Annotated in this window: 20 protein-coding genes; 11 read left to right on the top strand and 9 right to left on the bottom strand. The window is 68.8% G+C overall.

From position 1 onward, the window contains the following. A partial coding sequence (locus E8A74_RS51755; RefSeq protein WP_170228785.1) for a hypothetical protein occupies positions 1 to 2,475 on the top strand: 2,475 nt, incomplete at its 5' end. Between the two features lie 9 nt (positions 2,476 to 2,484). On the opposite strand, the gene E8A74_RS02060 is transcribed toward E8A74_RS51755, so the two are convergent. Continuing rightward, the gene (locus E8A74_RS02060) at positions 2,485 to 2,928 is read right to left on the bottom strand and encodes a hypothetical protein (protein ID WP_136927196.1); all 444 of its coding nucleotides are present in this window, start codon (positions 2,926 to 2,928) and stop codon (positions 2,485 to 2,487) included. 122 nt (positions 2,929 to 3,050) lie between these two features. On the opposite strand from E8A74_RS02060, the gene E8A74_RS02065 reads away from it, so the two are divergent. Together E8A74_RS02065 and E8A74_RS02070 are read left to right on the top strand one after the other, a co-directional pair. Beyond that, positions 3,051 to 3,857 carry a hypothetical protein gene (locus E8A74_RS02065; protein WP_136927197.1) on the top strand — a complete coding sequence of 269 codons (807 nt, stop codon included), beginning with the start codon at positions 3,051 to 3,053 and terminating at the stop codon, positions 3,855 to 3,857. A gap of 53 nt (positions 3,858 to 3,910) precedes the next feature. Continuing rightward, a complete protein-coding gene (locus tag E8A74_RS02070) occupies positions 3,911 to 4,096 on the top strand; it encodes a hypothetical protein (RefSeq protein ID WP_136927198.1) in 186 nt (61 codons plus the stop codon). On the opposite strand, the gene E8A74_RS02075 is transcribed toward E8A74_RS02070, so the two are convergent. Next, entirely contained in the window at positions 4,093 to 5,148 is a 1,056-nt protein-coding gene (locus E8A74_RS02075) for a formylglycine-generating enzyme family protein (RefSeq protein WP_136927199.1), read from the bottom strand. The genes E8A74_RS02070 and E8A74_RS02075 overlap by 4 nt on opposite strands. A 45-nt stretch (positions 5,149 to 5,193) precedes the next feature. Beyond that, positions 5,194 to 6,816 carry an FHA domain-containing protein gene (locus E8A74_RS02080; RefSeq protein ID WP_136927200.1) on the bottom strand — a complete coding sequence of 541 codons (1,623 nt, stop codon included), beginning with the start codon at positions 6,814 to 6,816 and terminating at the stop codon, positions 5,194 to 5,196. Between the two features lie 341 nt (positions 6,817 to 7,157). Between E8A74_RS02080 and E8A74_RS02085 the strand changes: the two genes are divergently transcribed. Further along, a complete protein-coding gene (locus E8A74_RS02085) occupies positions 7,158 to 8,120 on the top strand; it encodes an NYN domain-containing protein (protein ID WP_136927201.1) in 963 nt (320 codons plus the stop codon). A gap of 11 nt (positions 8,121 to 8,131) precedes the next feature. On the opposite strand, the gene E8A74_RS02090 is transcribed toward E8A74_RS02085, so the two are convergent. Together E8A74_RS02090 and E8A74_RS02095 are read right to left on the bottom strand one after the other, a co-directional pair. Then, entirely contained in the window at positions 8,132 to 9,013 is an 882-nt protein-coding gene (locus E8A74_RS02090) for an MBL fold metallo-hydrolase (protein ID WP_232379331.1), read from the bottom strand. 52 nt (positions 9,014 to 9,065) lie between these two features. Then, on the bottom strand, positions 9,066 to 9,224 hold the full coding sequence (locus E8A74_RS02095; protein WP_136927202.1) for a DUF4175 domain-containing protein: 159 nt from the start codon (positions 9,222 to 9,224) through the stop codon (positions 9,066 to 9,068). 95 nt (positions 9,225 to 9,319) lie between these two features. On the opposite strand from E8A74_RS02095, the gene E8A74_RS02100 reads away from it, so the two are divergent. The 5 genes from E8A74_RS02100 (at position 9,320) to E8A74_RS02120 (ending at position 14,926) form a co-directional block, all read left to right on the top strand. Next, positions 9,320 to 10,477 (top strand): acyl-CoA dehydrogenase family protein, encoded by a 1,158-nt coding sequence (locus E8A74_RS02100; protein WP_136927203.1) that lies wholly within the window; start codon positions 9,320 to 9,322, stop codon positions 10,475 to 10,477. Between the two features lie 256 nt (positions 10,478 to 10,733). Further along, on the top strand, positions 10,734 to 12,485 hold the full coding sequence (gene kaiC, locus E8A74_RS02105; protein ID WP_136927204.1) for a circadian clock protein KaiC: 1,752 nt from the start codon (positions 10,734 to 10,736) through the stop codon (positions 12,483 to 12,485). After that, entirely contained in the window at positions 12,482 to 12,796 is a 315-nt protein-coding gene (locus E8A74_RS02110; protein WP_136927205.1) for a circadian clock KaiB family protein, read from the top strand. Before kaiC ends, E8A74_RS02110 begins: the two co-directional genes overlap by 4 nt. A 58-nt stretch (positions 12,797 to 12,854) precedes the next feature. Then, positions 12,855 to 13,199 (top strand): circadian clock KaiB family protein, encoded by a 345-nt coding sequence (locus tag E8A74_RS02115; protein ID WP_211365270.1) that lies wholly within the window; start codon positions 12,855 to 12,857, stop codon positions 13,197 to 13,199. Further along, the gene (locus E8A74_RS02120; RefSeq protein WP_136927207.1) at positions 13,196 to 14,926 is read left to right on the top strand and encodes a hybrid sensor histidine kinase/response regulator; all 1,731 of its coding nucleotides are present in this window, start codon (positions 13,196 to 13,198) and stop codon (positions 14,924 to 14,926) included. The genes E8A74_RS02115 and E8A74_RS02120 overlap by 4 nt, the downstream gene beginning before the upstream one ends. Positions 14,927 to 14,930: 4 nt before the next feature. Here the strand turns inward: E8A74_RS02120 and E8A74_RS02125 are convergent, their stop codons facing one another. Beyond that, on the bottom strand, positions 14,931 to 15,662 hold the full coding sequence (locus E8A74_RS02125; RefSeq protein ID WP_232379332.1) for a YqjF family protein: 732 nt from the start codon (positions 15,660 to 15,662) through the stop codon (positions 14,931 to 14,933). A 66-nt stretch (positions 15,663 to 15,728) separates the two neighbouring features. Between E8A74_RS02125 and holA the strand changes: the two genes are divergently transcribed. Further along, positions 15,729 to 16,790 (top strand): DNA polymerase III subunit delta, encoded by a 1,062-nt coding sequence (gene holA, locus E8A74_RS02130; protein ID WP_136927209.1) that lies wholly within the window; start codon positions 15,729 to 15,731, stop codon positions 16,788 to 16,790. A 3-nt stretch (positions 16,791 to 16,793) separates the two neighbouring features. On the opposite strand, the gene E8A74_RS02135 is transcribed toward holA, so the two are convergent. Continuing rightward, entirely contained in the window at positions 16,794 to 17,618 is an 825-nt protein-coding gene (locus E8A74_RS02135) for a lysophospholipid acyltransferase family protein (protein WP_136927210.1), read from the bottom strand. A gap of 168 nt (positions 17,619 to 17,786) precedes the next feature. After that, positions 17,787 to 19,067: a hypothetical protein gene (locus E8A74_RS02140; protein ID WP_136927211.1), complete on the bottom strand. Its 1,281-nt coding sequence runs from the start codon at positions 19,065 to 19,067 to the stop codon at positions 17,787 to 17,789. Between the two features lie 322 nt (positions 19,068 to 19,389). On the opposite strand from E8A74_RS02140, the gene glmU reads away from it, so the two are divergent. Continuing rightward, a complete protein-coding gene (glmU, locus tag E8A74_RS02145) occupies positions 19,390 to 20,814 on the top strand; it encodes a bifunctional UDP-N-acetylglucosamine diphosphorylase/glucosamine-1-phosphate N-acetyltransferase GlmU (protein ID WP_136927212.1) in 1,425 nt (474 codons plus the stop codon). A 3-nt stretch (positions 20,815 to 20,817) separates the two neighbouring features. Here the strand turns inward: glmU and ribA are convergent, their stop codons facing one another. Further along, positions 20,818 to 21,498 carry a GTP cyclohydrolase II gene (gene ribA / locus E8A74_RS02150; RefSeq protein ID WP_136927213.1) on the bottom strand — a complete coding sequence of 227 codons (681 nt, stop codon included), beginning with the start codon at positions 21,496 to 21,498 and terminating at the stop codon, positions 20,818 to 20,820. Between the last annotated feature and the right edge of the window lie 145 nt (positions 21,499 to 21,643).

Consider the following 21,643-nt stretch of genomic DNA (forward strand, 5'->3'; position numbering starts at 1 on the left):
GCGACCCCGCGCCTCGTGCAGAATCGCAAGGCGGCCGCGGCAGGGAAGAAGGGGAATGGGGGGAAGAAGGGGAATGGGGGGAAGAAGAGGGAGGTGGTGAAGAAGGCGGCGCCGCGGCCGACGGTGGAGGTGACGGTGCGGTGGTTGTCGCGGGAGGGGGTGTTCGAGGGGGAGGCGACGGCGACAGGGTTGCGGTTTGTCCCGCCGCTGGAGGGGATGGGGGTGGTGGACGCGCGGGGGTCGGCGCGGGGGGTGGAGATTGTTTGGTATGAGAGTGCCAAACCGGTGGGGGCGAGGAAGGTGGCGGGGATGGGGTGGGCCGCCGTGGGTGGGGGGGTGATTGGCGCGGATGGGAGGTTCGAGGCGAAGAGTCGGTCGAAGGTGGTGGAGGGGGAGCTGGAATGGGGGGCGTTGAAGGGGTTTTATGCGCCTCGGTTGGTGGGCGGGGCGCAGGTGGGGCTGTTGACGCAGCCAGTGGCGAGGGGCGGGAGCTGTGAGGTGAGCTGGTTCGGGGGGACGGGGGCGAAGCTCGGGCGGGGGGCGTGTGCGGTGGATCCGGGGGCGGGCGCGGGTTTGGAGAAGATTCTGGAGGCGGAGCCCCGGCGGATGGAGGGGCAGGGGCGCAATGATGTGGGGCTCGTGGTGTGGGCCGGGGAGCGGGCGTTTTTTACGACGCGTGATGGGCGCGGGCTCCGGTCGGCCGGGCGGGATGGGGTTTGGCGGGAGGAGGGGGCGGCGTTTCCGGCGCGGCGGGGGCGGGTGCATTGGGCGCGGGTTTGGCCGGATGGAACGGGGGTGGCGCTGGCCGGGGGGCGGGTGCGGGTGCTGGAAGGGGATCAGGTGCGGGAGGGTTTGTCGAAGGAGGAGATTTTTGCGGGCGGGCGGGGCGCGGGGGCCGTGGCGGGGATCGGGAAGGTCGGGGGCGCGGTGTGGGTGGCGCGGGGGGATGTGGGGCGGGTGGCGCCGGCGGGTGGGACGGCAGAGGTTTGGCGGGGACGGGTTTGGCCGGAGGGGGCGGCGCTGGTCGGGGGGAAAGGGAGGGGGATGTTGATGGAGCTGTCCGGGGGGCGGCTGCATGTGGCGGGGCTTTTGGAGGAGGGGAAGGTGGGGGCGCCGGCGCTGTCGGATGGGCGGGCCCGGAGCGCGGCCTCGCCGGTTCGGCCAGGGTTTGCCGCGGTGGAGCGGGGCGCGGGTGGGGCGATCGTGGCGGGCGTGGGGGTGGGCTCGGACGAGGAGGTGGTGGCGTTCGTGGTGGACGGGGCCGGGCGGCTCGGTCCGGTGGCGAAGACGTCCCTGAAGGTGCGGGCCGGGGAGCTGGGGGTGCGTTTGTCAGGGCTGCCCGGAGGCGGGGCGCTTTTGTCGGACGAGGGGCGGCGGTTTGTGGTTTGGCTGGACGAGGAGGGGCGTGAGGTCGGGGCGGCGGCTTGGCCGGAAGGGGTGGCGGCAGCGGTTTGTCAGGACGGGTCGGCGGGGCCGCGGTTTTATCCGTCGGGGAAGCCGGGCGCGTTCGTCGAGGTGGAGGCGCTGGCAGCGCCGGGGACGTGCGTGGTGGGGGAGCCCGGGTGGACGACGGACGGGTCGTTGCGGTGGTTCGGGACGCGCGCGGAGGGGCGGGACGTGGTGCCGGAAGCCGGCGTGGTGCGGGGGCTCGGGGCGGCTGTGGAGCGGGCCGGCGGGGAGGACGCGGAGGAGGTCGAGGAGGTCAAGGCGACGGCGCCGCGGCCGTGTCCGCCAGAGATGGTGCTCGTGCAGGGAAAGCTCTGCGTGGATCGGTTCGAGGCGACGCTGGTGGACACGGCGAGCGGGGAGGAGCTTTCGCCGGATTTCCCGGTGACGCCGAATTTGATGGAGATCACGCTGGGGGATTGGTCGACGGGGCGGAGCCGCGTGGGCGGGGTGCACGCGCGGGCCATGCCGCTGCCGTTTTTGCCAGGGTGGCAGCGGGGGCAAAAGCTCAACGTGGTGGCGGTGCCGCGGCGATTGGCCCGGCCAAACGGGTATTTGACGGGGCTCGTGGCGGAGAGCGCCTGCGCGGCGGCGGGCAAGCGGCTGTGTACGCTGCCGGAGTTCGTGATGGCTTGCCGGGGGCAGGACGATACGCCATTTCCGTACGGGGATACGTACGTGGAGGGGGTGTGCAACGTGTTCCGGGAGGCGCACCCGGCGGCGATTCTGCATGACAATGCGTCGATCGGGCATCTCGATCCACGATTGAACCACGTGCGCGCCGGGGAGGCGCCGCTGTTCCGGAGGACGGGCGCGACGCCTGCATGCCGGAGCCGATGGGGGAACGATGCGATTTACGATATGGTCGGGAACCTCGACGAGTGGGTCGACGAAGGAAGCGGGGCGTTCGCGGGCGGGTTTTACGCGCGGTCCACGCGGTCGGGCTGCGACGCGGTGGTGACGGCCCATCCGCGGAGCTACCTCGATTATTCGACCGGGGCGCGGTGCTGCAAGGACGCGGCGCCCTGAGGCGGGCGGCTAGCCCGGAATGGAAGCCCTGCGTTTGCCGGCGATCGTCTCGGTCCGGGTCCGCTCGAACTTGGGGCGGTCGGCATAGACCTTGATCCGGCCGCCGAGCGCGACGTTCGCGACCGAGACGCCCATCGCCACGATACGCGACTTCACCAGGACGTGCGCGTCTCCCTGCTTCGGGTGCTCCTGCGCCCAGCGCACGAACTCCTGCCGCACGATGCTGTCGTAGCCCGTCACGAGCTCCCAATCGTGGAAGACCTCGATGTCGCCCAGCGTGTGCGACGCGAGGCGGTCGAACGCGCGCATCACATGCAGCGCGCAGTCGAGGTCCGCGTGCCCCGAGACGCGGGTGAAAAACACGCCGAACGCAGGGCTCGTCATGAGGAGATCCCAAGCGTCCGTCTTCCAGGACTCTTTCCATTGCCCACGATCGGACAGGACGTCGGCCATGCTTCCTCATGGTGAGCATGGAACTCGAAAGGACGGAAGGGGGATCGAGACGTGGTACGCCGCGCGGATACGCGTGTAAGCTCACGCCGCGGGCGCCGTTCTCCCGCACCGAAAGGACCGCCATGCCCCGCCTCGCCCCTCTCGCCCTCTGCGCCCTCGCCGCCCTCACGGGCTGCGGGGTCAGCTACACGCCCGCGCGAAATACGAATTTCGAGATGGATCGCGAGGCAGATATCGACGACGAGGACATCCGCAAGGCGTTCGAAGCCCGGCCCCAGATGCCCGCCGGCGCGATCCGGCTCGCCTATTACACGCTCGATCCGGAGGTCGCCGGAGACCTGGAAAGAGCGTTCGGCAGGCTGCCCGGCGTCACCAGCATCTATCGTATCCCGTCCTTGCTCGTCACCGGCCAGCGGCGGGTCTCCGAAGGGAATGGGAATGGGTATCCCTACGGACCGCCGGCCGAGATCTCGTTGAAAAAGCTCCGCTTGCTGGCCGCCCGCGCGAACACCGACGTTCTCGTCATCGTTGACCACGGCTACCGCAACCTGGGCGCCAATCCCCTCGTGGCCACGACCGCGCTGCTTTTGCCCGTACTCTTCGTGCCGTTCATCGATACCGAGGTGAAAGGGTACGTCGAGGCGTTCGTCGTGGACGTGCGGAATGGATACCTCTACGGCCACGTCTCCGAGGAGGATACACGCGGAGAGCCGTACGCGACGATCTACGCGAAGAGCGCCAAGGACTACGCCGACGAGCAATGGATCGATCTGCAGCAATCGCTGCAAAAGCAGCTCGCGAAGCTCGTCGAGGACGAGCGGGCCCGCAAACCCACGCCGAGCGCGCCCCCTCCCCCGCCCCCGCCCGACCCCGCAGGCCCGCTCACCGCACCCCCGGCCGCGCCGCCCGGGACGGCCTCCGAGCCTTAATATGTCGGTCTTGCCCGATTGACGAGGCTGGCCGGTCGGGTCACACCCGAGGGATGCGATCCGTCATCTGCAATGGCCTCCTCCTCGCCGCCCTGACGCTCGCCGCCGCCTGCCGCGAGCCATTGCCCAAGGACAAACCGCCCAGCACGCCCACGGGTCCGATCGCCACCGCCACGAACGGAGCGCCCGGGACGCCCGCGCCGGACGGGACGCCCGCGCCCGCGCCCAAGTCGGATTAACGCTTCTTCTTGCGGGGCTTCTTCTCCACCCCGAGCGCGTCCATGCAGCAGCGGAATCCCGTCGAATAGTCGTGGTAGGTCGGCTCGTGGGCGATCGTGGTGAACGCGCAGCCCGGGCCGTGCTCCAGGGTGGTGCTGAAAAACCCGCCCATGAAGATGCCGTTTCCCACTCTCCAGGGCTGCTTCTTTCGCTCGACCTCGTCCCGCAAAAGGACGTCTTCGATATCGGAGCCGACGGCGTCGCTCACCCATTCGTGGAGGTTGCCGACCATGTCGAAGGCGCCCTCGTCGCTGCCGCAGGTCTCGTATTCGCCCGACTTGGCGAGGAACCCCGGCTCGCGGTCGAGCTTCGGGTCGTTGAAGACCTCGTACGTCCAGGCGCCGCGGCTCCGGCCGTAAAATTTTTCGAGGAGGTGGAGCTTGCCGGTATTGCAGGCGCCGCGCTGGCCCTTGTTGCCGTACGGATACCGGTAGCCCTTGCCGCCCTTGCAGGCCCGCGTCCATTCGGCGCGGCTGCAGAGGCGCTTGCCCGCGTGCGCGCAAGCCTCGGCCGCCTCGACGCGGCTGATGTACGCCTGCGGGTAGAAGCCCGCTCCGCTCATGGCGAGGTAAAACGTACCCTTTTCAGGGCGATCATAATGGGGCCACGGCGTCACCACGCCGTCCACGGTCTTCGTGGCAAGGTGCGCCTCCCAGCGATCGACGCAAGCGCGGCCGGACTTGATCATCTCGGGAGGACAAACCGGCGGCGGTCCCGCATCCACCTCCGCATCCGCTCCCGCGTCCGCAATCGCTGCCGGGTCCGCGTCCGCCTCGGCATCCGCTCCCCCTTCCGCCTCCGCGTCCGCTCCCGCTCCTGCTTCCGCGACCGCCTCCACGACGGCCTCCGCGACCACGGGCAACGTGGACCTCGCCGGAGCGGCCTCCGTGGTGCTCGGCACGGCGTCCACGCCGGTCGGTTGGGCCTCGAAGGAGCTGCATGCGGCGAGGTAGCCCGCAGCGGTCGAGGTGAGGGCGGCGACGAGCAAGGCAGGGCGAGGATCGAGGCGCATGGAAAGCAAAAGCCGGAACGCACGAGGCCCGGGCGGGCCTTTCCACTACCGTTCTTCTTCGTATTTGAGCTCGTAGTCCCCGACCCCGATCACGTCCCCAGGCTTGAGCGCCGCCGGCGCCGTGAGCTTCTTGCCATTGACGAACGTGCCGCTGCCGCCCCCGAGGTCGGTCAGGTAAAACTTGCCGTCCTGGCCCACGATCGAGCAATGCTCCCGCGACACGTCGTTGCCTTCGAGGCGGATCTGCGCCTGGTTCGTCTGGCCCATCGTGATCGTCGTACCTTCGAGGCGATACCCGTCCTTCGGGCCCTGGCCCTTCACGACGAGCAGGCGAGCGCGGGGGAGGTTCCCGGCGACCGTGGCCATGGCGCGGCGGCTGAGGGGGCCCGCCTGGCTCGCCCCCGCGCGGCGCGAGGCCGCAGCGGCGCGGCCCGCCTGGGCCTTGCGGAAGAGGCGATACGCCGCAGGGTTCGGCTTCTTCGCGAGCACCTCCGCCTCCTCCGCGAGCTGCGCGATCGTCTCGCCGAGCGGCGTGCCGTCCTCCGCTTGGAGATCGGCCTCCGCGCGCATGCCCTCCACCGCGCGCCGGAGCAGCGCCGCCGCCGGCTCGAACGAGCTCTGATCGGCGAGCACACGCGCCGCGGTGCGCGCCTCCTCCGCGAGCGCGACGAGCACACGCGCGCGCGCCGCAGGGTCGCGCTCGGGAGGGCCGGGCTGCACGTCGACCCCGATCACGCGCTCGAGGACGTGGACGTCCGTCGCGCCGGGGCGGCGATGCGCGAGGCGCGTCTTCACGACCTCGAAGGCCCCGTGCACCGAGGCGCCGGGCTCGATCACGAGCTCGATGACCAGCGACGCGCGTTCGCCCGGCTGGAGGTCCGGCATCTCCACGCGCGCCGCGCCCATGGTCTTGCGCACGCGTACGTCGCCCGCGATGCGGATGATGTCGACGCCGCGCGCGGGCGAAACATCGACCGACACGCCCTCCGCGACCGCGTCGCCCGTCGCGCCCACGGCCAGCGCGAGCTCGGTCGCGCAGAGCGCTGGATCCCGCACGTAATAATACTGGCCGCCGCCCGCGACCGCGATGCGCCGCAGGATGTCCTCGTTGTGCTCCTCGCCGTAGCCGAGCGTGGAGACCGCCGCGTCCGCGCGAAACGAGGCCGCGATCTCGGCGAGCGCCTCGGGGCGCCGATCCCCGAGCGTCGGATCGCCGTCGCTGAGCAGGAGGATGCCCCGTCGCTCCGCGGGCACGCGGGGTCCGAGCGCGCTGCGGCTCACGCGCAGACCACTCTCCATGTCGGTGCCGCCCTCGGGATCGATGCGACGCAAGCTACCCGCGAGCCTGCGGCGCGCGGCCGCGTCGAGCTGTTCGAGCTCCGCGACGACCTCCGCGCCTTCGGAGAACGAGACGATCCCCACGCGATCGGTGGGATCGAGCAGCTCCACCATCCGCTCGATGGAACGGACGACCTGCTCCATCGGCTGGCCCCACATCGACGCGGAGACGTCGATCGCGAACACGAGCGCGAGCGGCGGTCGCTCGTGCCGTTCGTCCTCGGGGAGCGCGGCCGAGACCTCGACGACGAGGTGCGCGCGCTGCGGGGCGGCCGGAGCGACACTCCGGACGTCGAGCGCGAGCGAAAGATCGAGGGCAGGACCGGGCATGCGCCCCCAAGAATACCCGGCAGAGGCCCAGGCGCGAGTCGAGATCGTTTGGGTGCTGCCAAATGAGGCACAAGCGGGACGGAGCGCCGCACCGTCAACGCGTCACCGGAACGAGGGTACGGCCGACCATAACACTGCGATGACGGCGAAAGCGTGAGCGGGCCCGGTGGGCGGGCGTCCTGCATCGCAGAAGCCGTTTATTTCGGCCGTAGAGCGGGTTGACCGGATGAGGAGCCTCGGACTAAGACACCCGCCCCGCGATCGCGTGAAGGGATCGCTCGAATGACCGTGACCGGTTTCCCCGGGGGGCACCGGTTTTCTTTGGTTCAAGCGGCGGTGAGATGCGCGTCTGTATTTTCTTCGACGGCAAGAATTTCCACTCCGGATGGCGTGACGAGGCCGGAGGTCGGAGGCTCGCGTTTCCAAAGCTCTCGCGCTGGCTGGTCGATCGCGTGGGCGGCTCGTTGCTTTGGGGCGCCTATTACTATACCGGCATCGAGATCGGCTCGGCCGCGGTCACCGAAGGGCAGAAGAAGCTCGCGGGCTTCCTCGACATGCTCGAAGTGCAGCCCGGCTTTTTCGTGAAGCGTTTCCCACGCAAAACGACGATGTTCCAGTGTGCCGCGTGCGGCGCCGAGAACCGGTATACGCAGGAAAAAGAGGTCGACACCTCGATGGTCGCGGACATGCTCCGTCTCGCGGCCGTCAACGCGTTCGACGTGCTCGTCCTCGTCTCGGGCGACTCCGATCACGCGCCGGCGGTCGAGGGCGTGCGGCAGCTCGGCCGCCAGGCCTACGTATCGACCTGGGGGCGCGCAGGGCTGTCGATTCGGCTGCGCAAGGCGGCGTTCGATCACATCGATCTGCTCGAAGGGATCTCGTTTTTCGAGGATACCGAGGGCTCTGGGCCGCCCGCGCCGCCCGGGCCCGAGCCGCGCTGGGCGAGCGAGGACATTCCCCCCGCCGTGCCGACGCCACCCGCAGGGTCGGTGCCCCGCGAGGCGATCCACGAGGAGTGCGAGGACCCGCAAAACGGAGACCCGGACGCGGGCGAATCCGCGCCGCCCTCGTACCAGCCGTCGGAGGACGAGTCGGTGTTCATCGAGGAGTTGCGCGCGGCCGAGCGCAGGCTGCGCAACGGGTACGTCGGGGCGAACTACTTCGTGACGCGCTGGCAATCGAACCGGCTCGATCCTTCGCCCGACGCGCGTCGCCGCATGCTCGAGCACCTCGTGACCTCGCGGGTCATCGAGGTCTACCACGCGCCCGACGGAAACGCGGCGATCCGGGCGCGCGACGAGTAGGCCCTTTCAGGTCAAAGGAAAAGGTCGCCGAGCAGCGGGAGCGCGCCGACGCGCACGTCCCGCGACGCGCGCGTGAGGCGCTCGGCGAGCGGGCCGAGGCCCACGGCCGGCAAGGCGCGCACGGGCGCGTGCAGCGGCCGAAAGAAATCGTCCCAGTGCGAGAGGAGCACGGCCGCGGGCGAGACGGCGCGCATCACCCGCTCGGGCAGATCGACCCCGCTGCGCCAGCCCGCCACGCAGAGCAGGAGCAGGTCGACGTGCCGCGGCGCGGGCTCGTCGGGCAAGAGCTCGGCGCTGCCGAGGTGGACGATCGTGCGGCCGGCGACCTCGATCTCGACGCGGAAGACGGCCCCGCAGCGGTAGCCCTCGGCGCGGACGGGGACGGCGTCGCAGTCGTCGATGTCGCCGGGGAACGGCACGCGGCCGAGGGCGAAGCGCGAGTGCGCGCTCGGCACGAAGCGCAGGCGGAAGGGGCCGAGCTCGCGGACGATCGGCGTTTGTCCGGGCGCGCGCTCGACCATGTCGACGCGGGCCTCCGGCACGCCTGCGGCGTGGCAAAGCGCGGCGGCAGAGCGGGAGCCGAAGACACGGGCGCCGGTGCGCTTGGCGATGGCGGGCACGTCGAGGGCGTGATCGAAGTGCGTGTGGCCGACGATCACCGCGTCCGCGCGGCTGATGTAGCGACCGATCGCGCCGAGATCCGGGGCGAGCGGGGAGGTGATGCACCGGGTGAGCGAGGCGCGCGTGACGTAGGGGTCGAGCAGGACGACGTGGTCCTCGCAGGTGATCTCGAAGCCCGCCGTGCCGAGCCAGCGGACCGTGACAGGGGGGCGGCCGGCCGCGCCCCTGAGGACGAGGTCATCCGGCCGGAAAAACAAGCTCTCGGGGCGCACGGGCGCGGGTATAGGCCCACGGCGCGGCGCGGGAAAGGTTTTCCTCGTTTCCTCAGCGCCGGCCGATCGGGCGAAACAGGAGGCCCGTCACGGCGAAGGCGATGGAGATGACGAGCAGGACGTGGATCCACGGGCCTGCCTGGTAGACGCCCGTCACAGCGAGCAGCCAGGCGAGGAAGGCGCCGATGGTGAGTCCCCAGAAGACCAGCATCGTCCGGCGCCGTTGCGAAGGGCGTGCCCGACCTGCGTGGGAAGGTGCTTCGCATGAGGACGGGTGGCGGTGGCTCTCGTGCTAGTGTCGCGCGCATGAGCGACGTCGTCTTCGACCTCGAGAACCCGACCGAAGAGCACCGGATGCTGCGCCAGATGGTGCGGAACTTCGTCCGCGACGTGGTGGAGCCGCAGGCGGAAGAGCATGATCGCAAGGGCACGCTGAACGTCCCCTTGCTCCGGCAGGCGGGCGAGCTCGGCTTGCTCGGCCTCACGATCCCGGAGAAGGACGGGGGCGCGGGCATGGACGCCGTGGGCTCGGTCGTCGTGCACCACGAGCTGTCGAAGAGCGATCCGGGCTTCTGCCTCGCGTACCTCGCGCACGCGGTGCTCTTCGTGAACAACTTCTACTACGCCTCGAACGAAGCGCAGCGCGAGCGCTGGTTGTCCAAGGTGATCTCGGGCGAGTGGATCGGCGCGATGGGCATGACGGAGCCGTCGAGCGGCACCGACGTGCTCGGCATGCGCACCACGGCGCGGCGCGAGGGCGACGGGTTCGTGATCAAGGGCCACAAGGCGCTCATCACGAACGCGGTCGATGCGGACGTGTTCATCGTCTACGCGAAGGTCGAGGACGCGGTGACGACGTTCGTCGTCGAGCGAAACACGCCGGGGTTCTCCGTCGGAAAGAAGACGGAGAAGATGGGAATGCGCGCGAGCACGTTGAGCGAGTTCATGCTCGAGGACGTCTTCGTGCCGGCGGAGAACGTGCTCGGCACGGTGGGCGGGGGCGTGCGCAACATGATGCGCAACCTGGAGCTCGAGCGGCTCACGCTGGCGGCGATGAGCCTCGGCATCGCGGATCGTTGCCTCGACATCATGGTGCGGTACGCGGCGGAGCGGACGAGCTTCGGCAAGTCGATCGCGGAGCACGGGCAGATCCAGCGATACATCGGCGAGAGCTTCGCGAAGACGGAGGCCGCGCGGGCGCTCGTCTACTGCGTGGCGCGGGACGTCGGCCCGGCCAAACGCAACCGCATCGGCACGGACGCGGCGAAGCTCTTCGCGGCGCCGGTGGGCAAGGAGGTCGCCGACAACGCGATGCAGGTCCTCGGCGGCTGGGGGTACTGCAACGAGTACAAGGTCGAGCGGTTCCTGCGCGACGCGAAGCTGCTCGAAATCGGCGGAGGCACGCTGGAGTCGCACCAGAAGAATTTGACGAAGGAACTCCTGCGGAAGGTCAAGCAGGATTAAGGCCTACACGGCGAGCGATTTTCTTTCGACAACATACCCTCCTCCTCCTACGATATTGTCATCGTTAAACGGACGGGATGTTGAGGGGCCGTGACAATCCGTATCCTGTCTTGCACAGCGGATTGCACCTGTACGATAGGGGAAATCAAAGAAAGGATATGCCGCCTACGAAGCCCGCGGGCTCCGTAGGGGCACGAGCGTATCGGCTTGGGCCGATGCGTGACCGATTGACCTATCGATTGGGAGTTGGGCTCGTATGGACACATACGAATCTGCGAGGGTTGTTGGTACTTCGATAGAATCATCCAATGTTCTGAAAAAAACTCCGACCGGTATCAAGGGATTCGATGAAATCTCGGTCGGGGGACTCCCGAGAGGACGCACCACGCTGGTATGCGGGAGCGCGGGCTCGGGCAAGACGCTCTTCGCAATGGAGTTCCTGGTCCGCGGCGCGACCGAGCACGTCGAGCCCGGGGTCTTTCTCGCATTCGAGGAGACGGCCGTGGAGCTCACGCAGAGCGTCGCCTCGCTCGGCTTCGACCTCGACACGCTCATCGCCCGCAAGCTTTTGGCGATCGACTACGTGCACGTGGAGCGGAGCGAGATCCTCGAGACCGGGGACTACGATCTCAATGGCCTCTTCGTGCGGCTCGCCTATGCGATCGACTCGGTCGGGGCGAAGCGCGTGGTCATCGACTCGCTGGAGACCCTGTTCTCGGCGCTCGGCGACGAGGCCATCCTGCGCTCCGAGCTCCGAAGGCTCTTCCGCTGGCTGAAAGATCGCGGCGTGACCGCGGTCATCACGGCCGAACGCGGCGACGGCACCCTGACGCGGCACGGAATCGAGGAGTACGTCTCCGATTGCGTGATCCTGCTCGAACAACGCGTGCACGAGCGGGTCGCCACGCGTTACCTGCGCGTCGTCAAATACCGCGGGACGATGCACGGGACGAACGAATATCCGTTCCTCATCGACGCCGGCGGCATCTCGGTCGTGCCCGTGACCTCGCTCGGGCTCGAGCACAACGCCTCCGAAGAGCGCATGTCGACCGGCGTGCCGCGCCTCGACGCCATGCTCGGCGGCAAAGGCATCTACCGCGGGTCGAGCGTGCTCATCTCGGGGACCGCGGGCACGGGCAAATCGAGCCTGGCGGCGCACGTGGTCCACAACGCCTGCCGTCGCGGCGAGCGGTGCCTCTACTTCGCGTTCGAGGAGTCGCAGGGACAGTTCGTGCGCAACATGCGCTCGATCGGCGTCGACCTCCAGCCGTGGCTCGACCAGGGCCGGCTCCTCTTCAAGGCCTCCCGCCCGACGCTCTTCGGACTGGAGATGCACCTCGCGAACATGCACCGGCTCGTCGAGTCCTTCGAGCCGAGCGTCGTCGTGATCGATCACGTGACGAACTTCTCCATGGTGGCGACGACCTTCGAGGTGCGCGCGATGCTCATGCGGCTCGTCGACTTCCTGAAGAGCCGCGGGATCACTGCGATCTTCACGAGCCTGACGGCGGGCAGCGGCGCGCTGGAGGAGACGGACGTCGGGATCTCGTCGCTCATGGATACGTGGCTGCTCGTGCAATTCCTCGAAGGAAGCGGAGAGCGGAACCGGGGGCTCTACGTGCTCAAGTCGAGGGGCATGGCGCACTCGAACCAGGTGCGCGAGTTCCACCTCAGCGACCACGGGATCGATCTGCTCGACGTCTACGTGGGGCCCGCGGGGGTGCTCACGGGGTCGGCGCGACAGGTGCAGGAGGCGCAGGAGCGCGCGGACGCGATCACGCGGCAGCAAGCGACCGAGCGCAAGCAGCGTGAGCTCGCGCGGAAGCGTGCTCAGGTCGAGGCACAGATCCTCTCGCTGCGGGCAGAGTTCGAGGCGGAGGAGCAGGAGGTCCTGGCCATCGTGGAGCAGGACAAACACCGCGAGACGACCCTCCGTCACGACCGTGAACAGATGGCCCGTCTCCGGAACGCGGACACGAGCAAGCAGCAGACGGGAGGTGCCGGATGACGAGCCCCGGAAACGGAATCCAACCCGAAGGGAGCGCCGACATCTGGGAGTTACGGCTTTACGTCGCGGGCCAGACGCGGAAGTCGCTCCTCGCGCTCTCCAACCTGAAGCGGCTCTGCGAGGAGCACCTCGCAGGGAACTACCGCATCGAGATCGTCGATCTGCTCCAGCACCCGCAGCTCGCGGAGGGGGATCAAATCCTGGCGATCCCCACGCTCGTGCGGCGGCTGCCCGAGCCGATCCGGAAGATCATCGGGGACCTGTCGAACACAGAGCGTGTGCTCGTGGGTCTCGACATCCGGCCTCGTTGAAAGAAGGACCATGGGGGGGAGCGATCAAAACGACGGGCGCCGCGAAGAAACCACCCGAGTGGCCTCGGGAGACACGGCGGACTTCTGGGAGAAGGCGCTCGCCGACGATCCCCCGGAGACGTACGTCCTCCGGCTCTACGTCGTCGGCAACTCCCCCCGTTCGCGGCGGGCGATCCGCAACGTGCGTAGGCTCTGCGATGAGCACCTCGCGGGTCGCTACGATCTCGAGGTGCACGATCTGAACCAGGAACCGTGGCTCGCGCGCGACGCGCAAATCATCGCCGCGCCGACGCTGGTGCGAGAGCGGCCGCTGCCCGTGCAGCGCATCATCGGCTCGCTCTCCGGTGTCCAGCGTGTCCTCGTGGGTCTCGGGCTTCCTTCCCACGAACCGGGGGATCCATGACGAAGAAGGACGTCGACGCGAGCACCCAACCTCCGGCCCCGATCGTCGCGCACGACCTCATCCTGCGGGTCGAAGAAGCCGAAGCGACGCTCGCGGCGATCCGCGCCGGCGAGGTGGACGCGCTCGTGGTCGCCGCCGACGGCACGCCGCAGGTCTTCGTGCTGAAAGGCGCCGACCACGCGCACCGGACGCTGCTGGAGAGCCTGAACGAGGGCGCGATGACGATCACCGGGGACGGGACGATCCTCTTCGCCAACCGCAAGCTCGCCGAGATGCTCGAGCGCCCGCTCGGCAAGGTGCTCGGCGCGTCGCTGTCGGGGTTCGTCGTGCCCGAACAGGCAGCGGCGCTCTCCGCGCTGCTCGCCCTGGCCAAGGGCGGGAGCGCCAAAGGGGAGGTGTCGTTCATGCAAGCAAGCGGCGCGCAGTTGCCGGTGATGTTGTCGATCCGGGACGCGGGCGAGGAAGACCCGACGTTCACCGGGGTCGCGACGGATCTGACGCCGCTCAAGGCAGCGGAGGCGGCGCTGCGGCAGGTGAACGACGAGCTCGAAGCGCGCGTCGCGGCGAGGACGGCCGAGCTCGTGAAGGCGAACGAGGCGCTGCGCGAGGCCGATCGGCGCAAGGACGAGTTCCTCTCGATGCTGGGGCACGAGCTGCGCAACCCGCTCGCGCCGATCCTGACGGCGGCGGAGATGATCCGCATGTCGACGCAAGGCGACACGCGGGTCGAGCGGTTCCGGAGCGTGATCGAGCGGCAGGCGCGCAACCTGTCACGGCTCGTCGACGACCTGCTCGACGTCTCGCGCATCACGCGCGGGACGATCACGCTGCAGACGATGCTCGTGGATCTCGGGACGATCGTGCGGAGCGCGATGGACGCGGCGCGGCCGCTCATCGACGCCTCGGGCCACACGCTCGTGGTGTCGTTGCCGGCGGCGCCGGTGCTCGTGCAGGGCGATCCGACGCGGCTCGAGCAGGTGATCGTGAACCTGCTGAACAACGCGGCGAAGTACACCGAGCGCGGCGGGCAGATCGCGCTCTCGGTCGAGCAGGACAAGGCGGGCGTGACCACGACCGTGAAGGACAACGGGATCGGGATGCCCGCGGATCTCCTGCCGCGTGTCTTTGATCTGTTCGTACAGGGCGAACGCACGCTCGATCGATCGCAGGGTGGGCTCGGCATCGGCCTCACGCTCGTGAAGAGCCTGATCACGATGCACGGCGGCTCGGTCGAGGCGCGGAGCGAGGGCGTGGGCAAGGGCTCGGAGATCGTGGTGCGCCTGCCGCACGTGCGGCGCGACGGCCCGAGCGCGAAGGCGCCCCCGACCGAGGAGGCTCCGGCGAGCACGCAACGAGCGCTCGTCGTGGAGGACAACGCGGACGCGGCGGACATGCTCTCCGAGCTGCTCGGGCTCTGGGGCTACGACGTGCGGGCGGCGCAGAGCGGCGAGGAGGGCGTGACGCTGGCGGCGACGTTCCGCCCGCATGTGGTGCTGGTCGACATCGGCCTGCCGGGCATGGACGGGTTCGAGGTCGCGCGGCGGCTGCGCGCGACGAGGCCAACGTCGAAGGCGCTGGTGATCGGCGTGAGTGGCTACGGGCAGGAGGCGGATCGACGCAAGGCCGAGGAGGCGGGCATCGATCATCAGCTCATGAAGCCGCTCGATCCGCAGGTGCTGGCGGGGCTGCTCACGCGCGCGAAAAAAAACGGCGCCCGGAGCCCGTAGAGATTCAAACGACGGGCACGAGCTTGTAGACGTCGACGTCGACGCCGGGGCTGTAGAGCGCGAGCGGCTCGCCTGCGGGCGCTGGCAAGCCCGCGGCCGCGACCATTCCGTCGCGCCACGATTCGACCTTCACCTCGTGGAGCGGATACGGCACGTGGTGGACGCGCCCGAGCGACAAACCCGAGCGGGTGCGAGCGTAAAGGATGTACCGCTCGGCGAAGAAATGCGTGAGCGTGCCGGGTTTGGCGGAGCCGATCGAGTCTCCGATATGGTACCGCGCCTCGAATTCAGCCGGCGTGGGGCCGGGGAAGATGCGCTTGCTCCGGTAATCGACGGTGTTCCCCGCGATGTCGAGCGTCATCGAGGCGCGGTGGTACGGCAGGTGCCAGCCGGCGCGCGCGACGGCCACCGCAATCGACGCGGCCGCGTCGAGGCTGAAGAACCAGACGCCCGGATCCTTGCCACGGAGGTGCACGTACGTGCGGACGTTGAGCTCGTGGAAATGGGAGACCCCCGGGACCGAAGGAGACCAGCGGGGCGCGACGTCCCGCATCGTGAAGGGCACGACCCCGACCCACGCTTTTCCCTCGAACGTGTCGACCGAGAGCTCGGGGGGCAGGAGCCTCGTGATCGCCTCGGCCGGCACCTCCCAGTGCAGGAAAAGCAGGGTTCGCCACCGCTGGAAGCCGGCGGGCCGGCCCGGCGGACGTTCGGCCGGAGAGAGGCGGTCGATCATGGTGGGGGACATGGTACCTCTTCCCGCGCTTGACGCGCCCCTCCGAAGGGACGAACGAGGACACCCGTGACGCCCGAGCAAGCCATCCAGGAAGCCACAAAAGGGACCCTGCGGCCCGTCTACCTCGTGCTCGGCGAGGAGCGGTACCTCGCCGACAAGGTGGTGCACGCCCTCCGCGAGGCGACGATGCTCGGCGGCATCGCGGGCTTCAACGAGGACAAGTTCACCGCCGGCGAGGCGAGCGTGGACGCGGTCCTCTCGGCCTCGAAGATGGTGCCGATGATGGCCAAGCGCAGGTTCGTCCTGGCGCGGGGCCTCGAGCGCTGGGAGAAGAAGGGCGACAGCGAGGACGACGAGGGCGGCGGCAAGAGCGCCTCGGAGGGCAAGCGCGGGGCGAAAGACGCGAGCCCCCTCGACGCGCTCGCCGAGTACGCGAAGGCGCCGGCCTCGTCGACGGTGCTCGTGCTGTCGGCGACGAAGCTCCACGCGCAACGCAAGATCGTGACGGCGGCGAAGAAGGAGGACTTCCTCGTCAACTGCGAGCCCGTGAGCCGCAAGGCGCTGCCGACCGTGGTGCGGCAGATGTCCAAGGAACGAGGGCACGACATCGCGCCGGACGTGGCCGATCACCTGGCGGAGATCGCCGGGCCGGAGCTCGGCTACGTGGCGGACGCGATCGAGCGGCTGAGCTTGTTCGTCGGGGAGGGCAAGCCGATCACGGAGGACGCGGTCGTGACGATGGTGATGAAGGTCCGGCCGGGCTCGGTGTGGGACCTCGTCGACGCGCTCACGCGGCGGCGGCTCGACAAGGCGCTCGCGGTGCTCGCGGAGGTCGTGGATTCGAAGGACGGCGGGCTGCCGCTGCTCGGGCTCGTGGCCTCGAACGTGCGGAAAATGGTGAAGATGGATTCGGCGCTGCGCGCGGGGGCGAACGTGAACGAGGCGGCTGCGCGCGCGGGCATTCCGCCGTTCAAGGCGCAGGAGACGGCGCAGACGTTGAAATCGCTGCCGCGCGGGACCTTGCCCACGTGGGTGCGCCTGCTCGCGGAGGCGGATCGAGCGCTCAAGGGCTCGAAACGCACGCCGCAGGCGGTGCTCGAGACGATGGTGATTTCGATGTGCCGGTGAGGCTCAGGCGGGGGGCGAGGCTTCGATCGCGGCCGGGACCGTGGCTTTTGGTGCCTCGCTCTCGTCGTCCTCCTCGGAGGGCAGCGTCGGCATCCACTTGCCGAGCCGTTCGAAGGCCGACGAGATATCACCCCGCACGCGATCACGCAGGGTGTCGAGGTCGGCCATCGTCATGCCTTTCACGTCGACGGGCGGCAGGACTTCGATGCGGGCCTGGCATTTCACGCCGAAGACCCACGAGTTCTTGGGGATCGCGTGGCGCGTGCCGGCGACGGCGATGGGCAGGATGGGGATACCCGTCTCCAGGGCGAGGCGGAACGCGCCGTCCTTGAAGGGCTTGAGCTCACCGTCGGAGGAGCGCGTGCCTTCGGGGAAGATCATCACGCTCATGCCGCGGTCGAGGTACCATTTGCAGCGCTCCATCGCCGATTTTGCGCTCTCGCGCTCGCCGCGGCGGAGCGGGATGTCGCCGGCCATGCTCATCATCCAGCCGAGGCCCGGGACCTTGAAATTGCTCTCCTTCGAGAGCCATTTCATTTCCCAGGGCAAATAGCTGATCGCGGGGATGTCGGCGATCGACTGATGATTGGCGACTACGATGAAAGGCCCGCTGTCCTTGGGCCTCTGCCAGCCGGAGACCTTCACGCTCCAGAGCGGGTTCAAGCGGACGAGCATCGTGCCGCAAACGCGAAAGAACCTGCCCGTGATTTTGCGGACGCGGTCGAATGGTGCGGTCGTGACAAACACCAACGCGACGGCGCCGGTCGACACCGTCACGACGGCGAGAATCTCGAACCAGTTCCAGAGCGAAACGAGCTTGGCCTTCATGGAGGAAGGCCCATCTTTACCCGACTGCAGAAAAGCCGGCAAGAGGAGGAAAGGCCGTTTCCAGCATGACGCAATGCGCGTCTTGCGCTGCGTCGTTGGATTTCATGCAATCGTGACGAGAACCTGACAGAGGGAGGGTGAAAACCCTACATTCGTCTCGCGACGCGGTTATTTTTTGCCGCCCTTGCCACCGCCGCCCTTGGCGTCGCCGCCGCCCTTGCCGCCGCCGCTCTTTCTGTCCCCACCGCCGCCCTTTCGGTCCCCGCCGCCGCGATCGTCATGGCTGCTGCGCTTCGGGCTGCCGCTGCTCCTCGCGCTGCTGACGTGATCGTGGCCGCGACCGTCGTCGCCGCCGCCCTTCGCCTTGCTGCTGCCAGGGTGCACGGCGTTGTCCGACTTGAAGCCGCCGCTATCGCGGGCGAAGGTGCCGTCCTGGCCGAAATGCCGGCCGTTGTTGCCCTTTCTGTCGTGGTCGTGGTGGTCGTGGTGGTCGTGGTGGTCGTGGTCGTCCCTGTGGTGCACCTTCACGTGGGCGCGGCCGTAGCAGTCGACGCCGCTGTCGAAGCCGCCCCGGAGGCTGAAGCGGACGCGCGGCGCGGCCGCGATTTTGACCGTGGCGCTCGGGGCGTAGACACGAATGCCCGGCCGATATCCCCAGATCGCCGCGTGCGTGATCGTGCCGACGCTGAGCGACGCCGTGACGCGCAGCGGATTGAGCACCGCCGCCGAAGCCCCGAGCCGCGCCGAGAAATAAAAGCCGGAGGGCTCGGGATCGAAGTTCACGAACGTGGTCTTCTCGGCGACGAAGCCCATCCGGAGCTTGCGTGACTCGATTCGCACGGGCTTGAGATCGACGTCGAGCACGTACACGCGTGTCTCGCCCGTGTCCGCGTCCGCGACCATCTCCAGCCGATCCTCGCCGACGATCTGGATCGTTCCGCCGTGCGGGCCCACGGTCTCGTCGGGCAGCTTCGCCTCGGCCGTCACCTTGGCGCCGGCCACGAGCTCCGCCGTGCCGCCCACGGGCACGTGCATGACGCCGGTCCAGGGTTTGCCCGCGACCGTCAGCGTGTAGTCGACCTCGGTCAAATCCGCTTCGAGCTTCGGCCCGGCCGCGACGAGCAAGCCCGTCTTCGCGTCGAGCACGAGCGGCACCGTCTTCGGCTCGCTGCCCTCGACTTTGTAGATGAGCGAGCCGCTGACGTCCTCCTTGACGCGCCCCGTCGCCGAGGCGGTGACCGCGGCCTTCACCTGGCCGTCGTTGTCGATGCGCCAGGCGACCGTCCCCTCGTCGTGCTCCTCGATCAGCGCCTCCGCCCCGAGATCCGCGTTGACGACCGCCTCGGCCTCGACGTTGACCGCCGCGGGCGCCGCGGCCTCGGTGCTGCTGCAAGCCGACGCGAACACGAGAACGAGAGACACGAGCGATCCGTGAGCGAAGCGAGTCATGAGGTTCCCTCCGTCCTTCTCTCCGTGCATACACTGCGCCTGACGAGGAGATCATCAAAAAGGTCCAATTCACCGAGAAAATACAGCGCGTCGGCACGGTTTCGACGCAATGCGGTCACTCCACGTACCACCCGGTGAGACCAACCTCGTATTCGTGGTTGCAGACAGAGCGGCCTTTTCCCATTTCAACAGCCATTCAATGGCGACAATGGGATGGCGCTCGATACGTCCGCGGCGCCGGCCCGTCCGTCCCGCGGGGGCCCCACGGGCCGTTTCGCCAATCGCTGGGGGGTCTCGGGCGGCCGTGCTAGTTTCGGCGCCGATGACGACCCAAGCCTCCCCTTCCCTCACCGCCATCGTCCTCGCCGCCGGGCAAGGCACCCGCATGAAGAGCACGAAGCCCAAGGTGCTTCACACGCTCTGCGGCCGGCCGATGGTCGACTACGCCATCGAAGCGGCGCTCGCCGCAGGGTGCGGGGACGTCGTGGTCGTCGTGGGGTATGGCCGGGACGAACTCGCCGCGCACCTCACCAAGGCGTTCGGCGATCGCGTGCGGACGGCGGTGCAGGAGGCCCAGCGCGGGACGGGGGACGCGGTGCGCTCGGCCCTGCCGGCGCTCGATCCCGCGGCCGAGCGCGTGCTCGTGCTCTGCGGGGATACGCCGCTGCTCGACCCGGCCGAGCTCGTGCGGCTCGCGGGCTCGATCGAGGGCGGCGCGTCGGTCGCGATGCTGACGGCGATGACCGAAGATCCGACGGGCTATGGGCGCGTGCTGCGTGACGCCGATGGAAACATCTTCGCCGTGCGGGAGCAGCGCGACGCGACGGAGGAAGAGCGGCGCGTACGCGAGGTGAACACGGGCGTTTATGTGGCGCGGTCAGGGTTTTTGCGAGAATCGGTGGCGGGGCTCTTGCCGAACAATGCGCAGGGCGAGCTGTATCTGACCGATATCGTGGCCGTCGCGTCGAAGGCGGGCGGGGTCGCCTCCGTGCGGGCCGAGAGCGCGGCGGCGCTCGTGGGGGTGAACGACCGGGCGCAGCTCGCCGCGGCCGAGGACATCCTGTACGGGCGCATCGCGGACCGGATCCGGCGCGCGGGCGCGACGGTGCGGGCGACGGCGCGGATCGACGCGACCGTGGTCGTCGAGGCGGACGCGGTGATCGAGCATTACGTGGTGCTCCGCGGAAAGACCCGCATCGGGGCGAATGCGCGGATCGACGTGGGCTCGGTGCTGACGGACGTGGAGGTCGCGCCCTCGGCCCTGGTCAAACCCTATTCGATCGCGAGTGATTCGACGATCGGCGAGAATGCGCAGATCGGGCCGTTCTCGCACCTGCGCCCGGAGAGCCGCGTCGAGGCCGAGGCGCACATCGGCAATTTCGTGGAGACGAAAAAGACCGTGGTCCGCCGCGGGGCGAAGGCGAATCACCTCGCGTATCTCGGCGACGGCGACATCGGCGAGGGCGCGAATATCGGCGCGGGGACCATTTTCTGCAATTACGACGGGTTCAAGAAGCACCGCACCGAGATCGGCGCGGGCGCGTTCGTCGGCAGCGATTCGCAGATCATCGCGCCGGTGCGGATCGGGGTGGGCGCGTACGTGGGGACGGGCACGACGGTCACGCGCGACGTGCCGGATGACGCGCTCGCCATCTCGCGGGTGAAGCAGGAGAACAAGGAGGGCTACGCCTCGCGGCTCAAGGCGCGGCTCAAGGCGGGCGCTGCGAAGAAGCCGTCGGACGGCTGAACGTCACTCGGCGTCGATGTTCTCGGCAGAGGTGATCAAGGCCGCGTCCACGGGCGGCAGCGAATGCCCCATCCGCACCCGCTTCGCCTCCAGATACCCCTGGCTGAACGGGTTCGTCCCGACAATCGACGGCTCGCGCGCCTCGACCCGCGTGCCGAGCTGCCGGAGCGCCTGTACCTTGAGCGGGTTGTTCGTCATGAGCTGGATCGAGGCGACGCCGAGGTGCTCCAGCATCGCCGCGGCCGGCGCGTAATCCCGCGCGTCGTCCGGGAGCCCGAGCATCCGGTTCGCGTCCACGGTGTCGTGCCCCCGCGCCTGCAGGTCGTACGCGCGAATCTTGTTCGAGAGGCCGATGCCCCGGCCCTCCTGGCGCAGGTACACGACGACGCCCTGCCCCCGCCGCGCGATCTCGGCCTGCGCCGCTTCGAGTTGCCCACGGCAATCGCATTTCAGGGAGCCAAAGACCTCGCTCGTCAGGCACTCCGAGTGCACCCGGACGAGGACGGACGACCGTCCACGCACATCGCCCATCACCAGCGCCACATGATCCGGGGAGAGCCCGCTTTCGGCGGATTGCTCACCATACCGGAATACGATCATCTCGAACAAACCGGTCTGCGTCGGCACGGGGGCCTTCGCGAGTATCTCGAGCCGAGGCCGGATCACCACGTCGGGGACGTACATCTCGCTCTCCTGTGCGCTTGCGTGGACGTATATAGCATCCCCAGGGCCTCCGAGGACCTCGGGATCTGCGGGGGCAACGTACGTAGCGTAAGGCCCCGCGTGTGACAAGGTCGGGGGCGCCCGTACGCCCCCGCAAAGGGTCCAG

The organism is Polyangium fumosum (genome assembly GCF_005144585.1).
In the GTDB taxonomy this organism is placed as follows: Bacteria; Myxococcota_A; Polyangia; order Polyangiales; family Polyangiaceae; genus Polyangium; species Polyangium fumosum.